Below are 11,139 nucleotides of genomic sequence, written 5' to 3' on the forward strand. Positions count from 1 at the left end.
CAAATTCAGTGAATCCACAAACGCATCAATGACGCGAACCGGGTGATCTTCGGGGACATAATCTTCAACGCTGGGTGGGAGCAACAGCGCCTGACTTCGAGGGGTGCCTTCAAGATGCCTCATAAAAAATAACCGCGAGCCGTGTCGCGGTTATTTTGCCAGCTTCGGAGGCTGTTTTCACACAGCCTCGAAGTCAGCGGCTTTTTTCTGGTTGAAGGCAAGCGGTACGCTTACTTCTTCGGGTAGTCGCGCTTCGGCGAGCCGGTGTACAGCTGGCGCGGACGGCCGATACGGTTGGCACCGCTGACCATTTCGTTCCAGTGGGAGAACCAGCCGATGGTACGGGACATAGCGAAGATAACGGTAAACATGGAGGTCGGAATACCGATGGCCTTCAGGATGATGCCGGAGTAAAAGTCGACGTTCGGATACAGCTGGCGCTGAACGAAGTACTCGTCTTCCAGGGCGATCTTTTCCAGGCGCTGGGCAATTTTCAGCAGCGGATCGTTTTCCAGGCCGAGTTCGCTCAATACTTCGTGGGCAGTCTGAGCCATGACCTTGGCGCGTGGATCGAAGTTCTTGTAAACCCGGTGGCCGAAGCCCATCAGGCGGAACGGATCGTCCTTGTCTTTTGCCTTGGCAATGAACTTCTCGATGTTGGACTCGTCGCCGATCTCGGCCAGCATGTCCAGTACCGCTTCGTTCGCGCCGCCGTGAGCCGGGCCCCAGAGTGCGGCAATGCCGGACGCAATACAGGCGTATGGGTTGGCGCCGGTAGAGCCTGCAAGGCGAACGGTGGAGGTGGACGCGTTCTGTTCGTGGTCAGCGTGCAGAATGAAGATCTTGTCCATGGCGTTGGCCAGAACAGGATTTGGCTTGTACTCTTCGCACGGAGTGCCAAACATCATGTGCAGGAAGTTCTCTGCGTAGGACAGGTCGTTCCGTGGATACATGAAAGGCTGTCCCATGGAATACTTGTAGCACCATGCCGCAATGGTCGGCATTTTCGCGATCAGGCGATGGCCGGTGATTTCACGTTGCTTGGGATCGGAAACGTCCATCTGGTCGTGATAGAAAGCAGACAGCGCGCCCACAACGCCACACATGATGGCCATTGGATGCGCGTCACGGCGGAAGCCGTTGAAGAAGTTGCGCATCTGGTCGTGCAGCATGGTGTGGTTTTTGATGGTGTCGTGGAACCGCTTGTTTTCTTCTTCGCTGGGCAGTTCGCCGTTCAGCAGCAGGTAGCAGACTTCCAGGAAGTCGGAGTGCTCGGCCAGCTGGTCAATGGGGTAGCCGCGGTGCAGCAACACACCGTTGGCGCCATCGATGTATGTGATGGCCGATTCGCAGGCTGCGGTGGATACAAATCCGGGGTCGTAAGTGAAAACGCCTTCCTGTACCAGGCCGCGTACGTCAATAACGTCAGGGCCGACGGTGCCGGAATAAACCGGTAGCTCAATGGACTTATCTCCCACCGAGAGCGTGGCTTTCCTGTCGGTCATGGTGCTCTCCTGTCTGATTAGCTATAACAGCTTTTCTGCATGTGTAGATGCGCCAGAAAGCGCGTATTATCGCAAAACTGGCGGCAAAATATAGGGCGTCAGCTTTTTTTGTCAATGCACTGGCGGAGAAAACGGCAAATTTCTTCCCGTTTGTAAATGAGGGATATCCGGAATATCGGGCCCCTGGGGCGGAAATTGGTTTTGTCAATAAGCCTTATAGATGGGTAGAGGCTGCAAGCTGCAAGGCCTGGAGGGCGATTGCAAGTTTGTAATTACCGGGGTGTCTCCTTATAATCCGTAGCCCGGAATCGGGGATGCACCGGCTTATGGGCTTGAGTATAGCAAGCTACCGGGTAGTCATCCGCCCTCCTGAACCAATCGGTTATCGGTATCGTACCGATTCTCCGGTCCCAACATACCAACCATCCGCCACCGTTTTGCGGTCCCGCGGAACCAAGAGAGAGTGTGAGAGCGCTGTGAATAGCAAACGACCAGTAAATCTCGATCTCGGCAAGTTTCATTTCCCGCTGCCAGCCATTACTTCGATCCTGCATCGTATCAGCGGCATCATCATCTTCGTAGGTGTTGCCTTCCTGATGTACGGCCTGGATCTCTCCCTTTCCGGAGAAGATGGCTTTAACCGGGTGAATGAGCTGCTGGACAGCTTCCTGGCGAAGCTGATCATCTGGGGCATCCTGTCTGCTCTGCTGTACCACCTGGTTGCAGGTATCAAGCACCTGTTGATGGACGCTGGTATTGGCGAAGAGCTTGAAAGCGGGCGCCTCGCCGCGAAAGCCACGATTGCGGTTTCCGTTGTTCTCATCGTTCTGGCAGGAGTCTGGGTATGGGCATGAACAGTGTAACGAATATTGGTCGTAACGGTATTCAGGACTGGATCATCCAGCGTGTAACAGCCTACGTATTAGCTCTATATACGTTGTTCCTGCTTGGCTTCTTTGTGACCACCGATGTTGACTACCAGGCGTGGTCTGCATTGTTTGCTCAGGGATGGTTCAAGATCTTCAGCCTGCTTGCGCTACTGTCCATCGCCGGGCATGCATGGGTTGGCTTGTGGACCGTATCCACCGACTACATCAAATCCGCGATGCCGCGTTTTCTGCTTCAGGCAGCCTGTGTGCTCGTAATGTTTGTTTATGTCGTGTGGGGCATTCAGATTCTTTGGGGGCTTTAATCGATGGCTAACATCAAGACCATGTCGTTCGACGCGATTGTTATCGGTGGTGGCGGTGCCGGTATGCGAGCCGCCCTCCAGTTGACCGAATCCGGTCTCGATACCGCGTGTATCACAAAAGTATTTCCGACCCGTTCGCACACGGTATCTGCCCAGGGCGGCATTACCTGTGCGATCGCAAGTGCCGATCCCAACGACGATTGGCGCTGGCACATGTACGACACCGTTAAAGGCTCTGACTACATCGGTGACCAGGACGCGATTGAGTACATGTGTTCAGTCGGCCCGCAGGCGGTGTTTGAGCTTGAGCACATGGGGCTCCCGTTCTCCCGTACCGAGCAGGGCCGTATCTACCAGCGTCCGTTCGGTGGCCAGTCCAAGGACTACGGTAAGGGTGGTCAGGCTGCCCGTACCTGTGCCGCTGCTGACCGTACCGGTCATGCTCTGCTGCATACCCTTTACCAGGCCAACCTCAAGGGCGGCACCTCGTTCCTTAACGAGTGGTACGCCGTAGATCTGGTCAAGAACAGTAAAGATGAAGTGGTCGGTGTTGTCGCTATCGAAATTGAGACCGGTGAAGTCTGCTACATCAAGGCCAAGGCGACCGTTCTGGCAACCGGTGGCGCCGGTCGTATCTATGCGTCAACCACCAATGCCCTGATCAACACCGGTGACGGTATCGGTATGGCCCTGCGTGCCGGCTTCCCGGTTCAGGACATGGAAATGTGGCAGTTCCACCCGACCGGTATCCACGGTGCCGGTGTGCTGGTAACTGAGGGTTGCCGGGGTGAGGGTGGTTACCTGATCAACTCCGAAGGTGAGCGTTTCATGGAGCGTTATGCTCCGAACGCCAAAGACCTCGCCGGTCGTGACGTTGTCGCCCGTTCCATGGTTCTGGAGATTCTGGAAGGCCGCGGCTGTGGTCCTGACAAGGATCACGTACTGCTGAAGCTGGATCACCTGGGTGAAGAGACCCTGAACCTGCGTCTGCCGGGCATCTGTGAGCTGTCCCGTACCTTTGCTCACGTCGACCCCGTCAAAGAGCCGGTGCCTGTGGTTCCGACCTGTCACTACATGATGGGCGGCATTCCGACCAACGTTGGTGGTCAGGCGCTGACTCAGGATGAGAACGGTAATGACAAGCCGATTCCGGGCCTGTTTGCCTGTGGTGAAGCAGCCTGTGTATCCGTGCACGGCGCCAACCGTCTGGGCGGCAACTCTCTGCTGGATCTGGTGGTCTTTGGTCGTGCAGCTGGCCTGCACATTGAAGAGCAGCTGCGCGGTGGCTTCGAGGTTGACGGCGCCAGTGACGAAGACATCAAGCGTGCCATGGCTCGCCTGGAGCGTCTGGATACGGCTTCCGAAGGTGAAGATGTAGCTCAGGTCCGTAAGGATCTGCAGAACTGCATGCAGCTCTACTTCGGTGTGTTCCGTGACGGAGAGAGCATGGAGAAGGGCCTGAAGCTTCTGGAAGAGATCGGTGAGCGGGTTCGCAAGACCAAGCTGACTGATACCAGTAAGGCATTCAACACCGCCCGTATCGAAGCGCTGGAACTGGACAACCTGTACGAAGTTGCCTATGCGACCGCCAAGTCTGCGATTGAGCGTAAAGAAAGTCGCGGTGCCCATGCCCGTAACGATTTCACCGAGCGTGACGACGAGAACTGGCTGAAGCACTCCATGTACTTCCCGCTGGACAAGCGCGTTGGCAAGCGTGACGTGAACTTTGCACCGAAAACGGTTCCGACCTTCGAGCCGAAGATCCGGACCTACTAAGGGGGTATCCTGAAAATGTTGGTAAGTCTGTACCGTTATAACCCGGAAACTGACAACGCCCCTTACATGCAGGACGTTGAGATTGAGTTGCCGGAAGGCAAAGATCTGATGGTTCTGGATGTTTTGGCGCTGGCCAAGGAAAAGGACCCGACTGTCGCATTTCGTCGTTCCTGTCGTGAGGGCGTTTGCGGCTCAGATGGTATGAACATGAATGGCAAGAACGGCCTGGCTTGCATCACACCGGTTTCCGATGTGGTCAAAAACAACAAGCTGGTTTTGCGCCCGCTGCCTGGTCTTCCGGTCATTCGTGATCTGGTGGTTGATATGGGTCTGTTCTACAAGCAGTACGAAAAAGTGATGCCGTACCTTGTGAATGACAACCCTGCGCCAGCCATCGAGCGTCTGCAGTCTCCGGAAGATCGTGAGAAGCTGGACGGCCTGTACGAGTGTATTCTCTGTGCCTGCTGCTCTACCGCTTGCCCGTCTTTCTGGTGGAATCCGGACAAGTTCATCGGTCCGTCTGGTCTGTTGCAAGCTTATCGCTTCCTGGCCGACAGCCGTGATACCGCCCAGGCAGAGCGTTTGGCGAACCTGGACGATCCGTTCAGCGTGTTCCGCTGCCGTGGCATCATGAACTGTGTCAGTGTGTGTCCGAAGGGCCTGAACCCCACAAAGGCAATTGGCCATATCCGGAACCTGTTGCTGCAAAGAGCCACCTGACCGGCAAAATTCGCAGCACCAGCTATACTGGTGTTCTGGCACCAGTTAGTACCCCTGAAGGCCTCGCTATATGCGGGGCCTTCAACCAAAGGCTTATAGTCAAAAGTCTTACCGGGGTGCAAACTTATGCACGCTGTTTCGGTGCGCTTATCCAGTCACCAGGCAGTATTGCTGAGTATAAAAATCACTGGGGACGGAAAACATCCTTGCCGGGTGTGGTGGCCAAAGTCATGCCGTAATAACCCGTATTGACTGAGAATTACCCCTGGCCGACCATACTGGCTCCCCCGCACCAGCCCAAGGTGAGCTATTCAAAATGCACGAAAGCATCATGGAGCAGTTATGGCAGACTTCCCACCTGCAGGGTGGCAATCTTGCCTATGTTGAACAGCTTTTTGAAACCTACCTGACAGACCCCAACGCAGTTCCAGAAGAGTGGCGGAGTTACTTCGATAAACTCCCGAGCGTCGATGGCTATCAGGGCCGCGACATCGTTCACTCCACCATCCGCGAGCAGTTTGAGCACATCTCCCGCAATCAGCGTTTTCTGGCGACCAATGGCGTGCCTGCCAGTGCTACGTCCGACGCTGATAAAAAGCAGATCCGTGTTCTGCAGCTGATCAACGCTTTTCGTTTCCGCGGTCACCAGGAAGCAAAGCTTGATCCTCTGGGTGTCTGGCAACGTCCTCAGGTGGAAGATCTGGACCCGCGATTCCACGAATTGGGCGAATCCGATCTTGATCTGGAGTTCCAGACCGGCTCTCTGAACTTTGGTTCCGAGAGCATGAAACTCGGCGATATTGTTCAGGGCCTGCGCCAGACTTACTGCGAGAGCATCGGCGCTGAATACATGCATGTGGTAGACACGCGCATCAAGCGTTGGTTCCAGCAACGTATGGAGCCTGTTCGTTCCCGTCCGGAATACGAGACCGAAACCCGCAAGCATATCCTTGAGCGCCTGACGGCTGCTGAAGGGCTGGAAAAATACCTGGGTTCCCGTTATCCGGGCGTCAAGCGTTTTGGTCTCGAGGGCGGAGAAAGTCTGATCCCCTGCCTGGACGAGCTGATTCAGCGTGCGGGCTCCTATGGTGCCAAAGAGATCGTGCTGGGCATGGCCCACCGCGGTCGACTGAACGTGCTGGTCAACACCCTGGGCAAAAATCCGAAAGAACTGTTTGATGAATTCGAGGGCAAGAAGCTCGCGGATTCCGGCTCCGGCGACGTGAAATACCACCAGGGCTTCTCCTCAAACGTGATGACGCCAGGTGGCGAGGTTCACCTGGCCATGGCCTTCAACCCGTCTCACCTGGAAATCGTATCCCCGGTAGTGGAAGGCTCGGTACGCGCCCGTCAGGATCGTCGTGGCGATACTGATGGCAGCACTGTGGTGCCGATTGTGATGCACGGCGACGCCGCGTTTGCCGGGCAGGGCGTGGTGATGGAAACCTTCCAGATGTCCCAGACCCGGGGCTTTGGTGTTGGCGGTACCATCCACATCGTGATCAACAACCAGGTTGGCTTCACCACCAGCAAGCAGGAAGATGCTCGTTCCACCGAGTATTGCACCGACGTTGCCAAGATGGTTCAGGCGCCGATTCTGCATGTGAACGCAGACGATCCTGAAGCGGTGATGTTTGCCACCCAGATGGCGATGGACTACCGCAACGAATTCAAGCGCGATGTGGTGATTGATCTGGTTTGCTACCGTCGTCGTGGCCACAACGAGGCGGATGAGCCGGCAGCGACCCAGCCGCTGATGTACGACAAGATCCGCAAGCTGAAGACCACCCGTGCGATCTACGCTGACCAGCTGGTTGAAGCCGGTGTGATCACCGAAGACGAAGCCAAGCAGATGGAGACTGATTACCGGGACGCCCTGGACAAGGGTGATCACGTGGTCAAGTCCCTGGTTAAAGAGCCCAACAAAGAGCTGTATGTGGACTGGGCTCCGTATCTGGGCCATGAGTGGACAGCGAAGTGCAAGACCAGCGTCGCACTGAAAACCGTCCAGAAACTGGGCAAGAAGCTGACTGAAGTGCCGGAAGGGTTCAGTATCCAGCGCCAGGTTTCCAAGATTGTTAATGATCGCGAGAAGATGACGGCCGGCGCGCTGTCCCTGAACTGGGGCTACGGCGAAATGATGGCCTACGCCACTTTGCTGAACGAAGGCCACCCGATCCGCCTGACTGGTCAGGACGTGGGCCGGGGCACCTTCTCGCACCGTCATGCTGTTCTGCATAACCAGAAAGATGGGTCTACTCATATTTCCCTGCAGAATCTGAAAGACGATCAGCCGAAGTTCGACATCTATGACTCACTGCTGTCTGAAGAAGCGGTGATGGCGTTCGAATACGGTTATTCCACCACAACGCCGAACGCGCTGATTGTCTGGGAAGCCCAGTTTGGTGACTTCGCCAACGGTGCACAGGTGGTGATTGATCAGTTCCTGACCAGTGGTGAGCATAAGTGGGGTCGACTGTGTGGCCTGACACTGCTGCTGCCGCACGGTTATGAAGGGCAGGGGCCGGAGCACAGTTCCGCCCGTCTGGAGCGTTTCCTGCAGCTGTGTGCCGAACACAATATTCAGGTCTGTGTGCCGACTACACCGTCTCAGGTATTCCACATGTTGCGTCGGCAGGTGAAGCGTCCGTTGCGCAAGCCGTTGGTTGCCATTACGCCCAAGAGCCTGCTGCGCCATAAGGAAGCCATTTCGGGTCTGGACGACCTGACATCCGGCACATTCCAGACAATTCTGCCGGAGAAAGAACCGTCCGATCCGAAAAAAGTGACTCGCCTGATCCTCTGCAGTGGCAAGGTCTACTATGATCTTCTGGAGAAGAAGAAGGCGGATGAGCGGGACGATGTCGCGATTGTTCGTATCGAACAATTGTACCCGTTCCCGAGCGATGACCTGGACGAACTGCTGAGCCAGTACAGCAAGCTCAAGCATGTGGTCTGGTGTCAGGAAGAGCCGATGAACCAGGGAGCCTGGTATTGCAGTCAGCATCACATGCGGAACGCACTGCAGCGCCTGAATCCCAAGCTATATCTCCAGTATGCCGGTCGTGAGGCTTCTGCTGCTCCTGCCTGTGGACACATGTCTGTTCACATTGAAGAGCAGAAGAAACTGGTTAACGACGCGTTTGAAATCTGACGAGCTACCGAACTAAGGATCCGTAATGTCAACAGAGATTAAAGCCCCCGTTTTCCCTGAGTCGGTTGCCGAAGGCACCGTCGCGACCTGGCACAAGCAGCCGGGTGAGGCCTGTTCCCGTGACGAGCTGATTGTCGATATCGAAACCGACAAGGTTGTGCTCGAAGTGGTTGCGCCGGCGGATGGTGTGATCGAAGAAGTTCTCAAGAACGAAGGCGACACCGTGGAAAGCGGTGAGGTGATCGGCAAGTTCAAAGAAGGCGCGGCAGGTGAATCCAAGCCAGCCGAGAGCAAGTCCGAAGCGAAAGCCGAAGCACCGAAAGCCGAAGAGAAATCCGAAGCTGCTTCCGGTGATGCCATTCTGAGCCCGGCTGCCCGCAAGCTGGCCGAAGAAAACAACGTTGACCCGAGCGCGGTAAAGGGCACCGGTAAAGACGGCCGTGTTACCAAGGAAGACGTTCAGAACTACGTGGACAGCAACAAATCTTCCGGTGGAGCGGCTGCCGCCAAGCCGGCAGCGATGCCTGAGGTGAACATTGCCCAGGGCGAGCGCGCCGAGAAGCGGGTTCCGATGACCCGCCTGCGTGCCAGCATCGCCAAGCGTCTGGTTGATGCCCAGCAGACAGCAGCCATGCTGACCACCTTTAACGAGGTGAACATGGCGCCGATCATGGAGCTGCGCAAGCAGTACCAGGACAGCTTTGTGAAGCGTCACGGCATCAAGCTGGGCTTCATGTCGTTCTTCACCAAAGCAGCGACCGAAGCTCTGAAGCGCTTCCCCGCCGTGAATGCCTCTATCGACGGTAACGACATGGTGTACCACGGTTACCAGGACGTGGGTGTAGCAGTATCCACTGACCGTGGTCTGGTGGTTCCTGTTCTGCGTGACACCGATGCCATGGGCCTGGCCGATATCGAGAAGAAGATCGTCGAGTACGGTACCAAGGCGAAGGAAGGCAAGCTGGCCATTGAAGATATGACCGGCGGCACCTTCACCATCACCAACGGTGGTATTTTCGGTTCTCTGATCTCCACGCCGATTCTGAACCCGCCGCAGACTGCGATTCTGGGTATGCACAAGATCCAGGAGCGCCCGATGGCGGTGAATGGCAAGGTTGAGATCCTGCCAATGATGTACCTGGCGCTGTCATACGATCACCGTATGATCGATGGCAAGGAAGCGGTGCAGTTCCTGGTGGCCATCAAGGAAATGCTGGAAGACCCGGCACGTATCCTGCTGGATGTGTAATCTGACACTCAACGAATTCGATAACAGGAAAGATTATGTCCGATAAGTTCGACGTTATTGTCATTGGTGCAGGCCCCGGTGGTTACGTTGCTGCCATTAAAGCCGCTCAGCTGGGTCTGAAGACCGCGTGTGTAGAGTCCTGGACCGGTAAAGACGGCAAGAGCCAGGTGCTCGGCGGTACCTGCCTGAACGTAGGCTGTATTCCGTCCAAGGCTCTGTTGGAAGTGACCCACAAGTTTGAGGAAGCCAGCCACGATTACGACTCCATGGGCATCCTGGCAAAGGACGTGAAAATCGACGTTGCCAAGATGATGGAGCGCAAGGCCGGCATTGTTAAGCAGCTGACCGGTGGTATTGCCGGCCTGTTCAAGGCCAATGGCGTAACCTCCATCCACGGCCACGGCAAGTTGCTGGCCGGTCGCAAGGTTGAAGTCACCGACAAGGATGGCAAAACGAAGACCTACGAAGCCGACAACGTCATCATCGCCACCGGTTCCCGGCCGATCGAGATTCCGCCGGCGCCGTTCGACGGTGAATACATCGTCGATTCCGAGGGCGCGCTGGAGTTTACCGAAGTGCCCAAGCGCCTTGGCGTGATCGGTGCCGGTGTTATTGGTCTGGAGCTGGGTAGCGTTTGGGCCCGCCTGGGGTCAGAAGTGACTGTGATCGAAGCTCAGGACAGCTTCCTGCCGGCGGTCGATCAGCAGTGTGCCAAGGATGCGTTGAAGCAATTCCAGAAGCAGGGCCTGAACATTGTCATGGGTGCCCGCATGACCGGTGCGGAAGTCAAACGCAAGCTGGTTAACGTCAGCTACGAAGATTCGAAGGGCAAGCAAGAAGCCAAGTTCGACAAGCTGATCGTGGCTGTTGGCCGTCGCCCGTACACCGATGGCGCACTGGCTGAAGACTCCGGCGTGACCATGGATGAGCGGGGCTTTATTTTCGTAGACGACAACTGCAAGACCGAAGCGCCGGGTGTCTGGGCCATCGGTGATGTGGTTCGTGGTCCGATGCTGGCCCATAAAGCGTCTGAAGAAGGCGTGATGGTTGCCGAGCGTATTGCCGGGCACAAGCCTCAGGTCAACTACGACTGCATTCCCAACGTCATCTATACCTTCCCTGAGGTTGCCTGGGTCGGCAAGACCGAAGAGCAGCTGAAAGCTGAAGGCGAAGAGTACAACGTAGGAACCTTCCCGTTTGCGGCGAACGGTCGTGCCATGGCTGCCAATGCGGCTTCCGGTATGGTCAAGATCATCGCAGACGCGAAAACCGACCGTATTCTTGGCTTCCACGTGGTGGGTCCGCAGGCGTCTGAAATCGTTGCCCAGGGCGTGATCGCCATGGAATTCGGTTCCAGCGCAGAAGATCTGGCCCTGACCTGTTTCGCGCACCCGACTCTGTCCGAGTCTGTGCACGAAGCGGCCCTGGCCGTTGCAGGCGGTGCGATTCACGTCGCCAACCGTCGCAAGAAGAAGTAACGCATTGTCGGAATACGGGGCGCCAACAGGGGCGCCCCGCTGCCATCATAACGGCGGCTTTTCGC

At 56.3% G+C, this 11,139-nt stretch carries 9 protein-coding genes; 8 read left to right on the forward strand and 1 reads right to left on the reverse strand.

All coding sequences use genetic code 11. The annotated features are described in order from the left end of the window. Positions 1 to 230: 230 nt before the first annotated feature. The gene (gene gltA, locus JIF53_RS15120) at positions 231 to 1,505 is read right to left on the reverse strand and encodes a citrate synthase (RefSeq protein WP_011784657.1); all 1,275 of its coding nucleotides are present in this window, start codon (positions 1,503 to 1,505) and stop codon (positions 231 to 233) included. A gap of 47 nt (positions 1,506 to 1,552) precedes the next feature. On the opposite strand from gltA, the gene JIF53_RS15125 reads away from it, so the two are divergent. The 8 genes from JIF53_RS15125 (at position 1,553) to lpdA (ending at position 11,074) form a co-directional block, all read left to right on the forward strand. Beyond that, the gene (locus tag JIF53_RS15125; RefSeq protein ID WP_014421719.1) at positions 1,553 to 1,777 is read left to right on the forward strand and encodes a hypothetical protein; all 225 of its coding nucleotides are present in this window, start codon (positions 1,553 to 1,555) and stop codon (positions 1,775 to 1,777) included. 204 nt (positions 1,778 to 1,981) lie between these two features. Then, the gene (gene sdhC, locus JIF53_RS15130) at positions 1,982 to 2,359 is read left to right on the forward strand and encodes a succinate dehydrogenase, cytochrome b556 subunit (RefSeq protein WP_011784658.1); all 378 of its coding nucleotides are present in this window, start codon (positions 1,982 to 1,984) and stop codon (positions 2,357 to 2,359) included. After that, positions 2,356 to 2,697: a succinate dehydrogenase, hydrophobic membrane anchor protein gene (sdhD, locus tag JIF53_RS15135; protein WP_011784659.1), complete on the forward strand. Its 342-nt coding sequence runs from the start codon at positions 2,356 to 2,358 to the stop codon at positions 2,695 to 2,697. The genes sdhC and sdhD overlap by 4 nt, the downstream gene beginning before the upstream one ends. Positions 2,698 to 2,700: 3 nt before the next feature. After that, positions 2,701 to 4,473, forward strand: coding sequence for a succinate dehydrogenase flavoprotein subunit (gene sdhA, locus JIF53_RS15140; RefSeq protein WP_199453139.1), 1,773 nt, complete (start codon positions 2,701 to 2,703; stop codon positions 4,471 to 4,473). Between the two features lie 15 nt (positions 4,474 to 4,488). Next, on the forward strand, positions 4,489 to 5,193 hold the full coding sequence (locus JIF53_RS15145; protein WP_011784661.1) for a succinate dehydrogenase iron-sulfur subunit: 705 nt from the start codon (positions 4,489 to 4,491) through the stop codon (positions 5,191 to 5,193). A 316-nt stretch (positions 5,194 to 5,509) separates the two neighbouring features. After that, a complete protein-coding gene (locus tag JIF53_RS15150; protein WP_011784662.1) occupies positions 5,510 to 8,347 on the forward strand; it encodes a 2-oxoglutarate dehydrogenase E1 component in 2,838 nt (945 codons plus the stop codon). 25 nt (positions 8,348 to 8,372) lie between these two features. Continuing rightward, positions 8,373 to 9,596, forward strand: a complete 1,224-nt coding sequence (gene odhB / locus JIF53_RS15155) for a 2-oxoglutarate dehydrogenase complex dihydrolipoyllysine-residue succinyltransferase (protein ID WP_199453141.1) — start codon at positions 8,373 to 8,375, stop codon at positions 9,594 to 9,596. Between the two features lie 35 nt (positions 9,597 to 9,631). Then, positions 9,632 to 11,074 carry a dihydrolipoyl dehydrogenase gene (gene lpdA, locus JIF53_RS15160; protein WP_199453143.1) on the forward strand — a complete coding sequence of 481 codons (1,443 nt, stop codon included), beginning with the start codon at positions 9,632 to 9,634 and terminating at the stop codon, positions 11,072 to 11,074. Positions 11,075 to 11,139: the final 65 nt, after the last annotated feature.

It is taken from the genome of Marinobacter sp. bablab_jr008 (assembly GCF_016464145.1).
Classification (GTDB): Bacteria; Pseudomonadota; Gammaproteobacteria; order Pseudomonadales; family Oleiphilaceae; genus Marinobacter; species Marinobacter nauticus.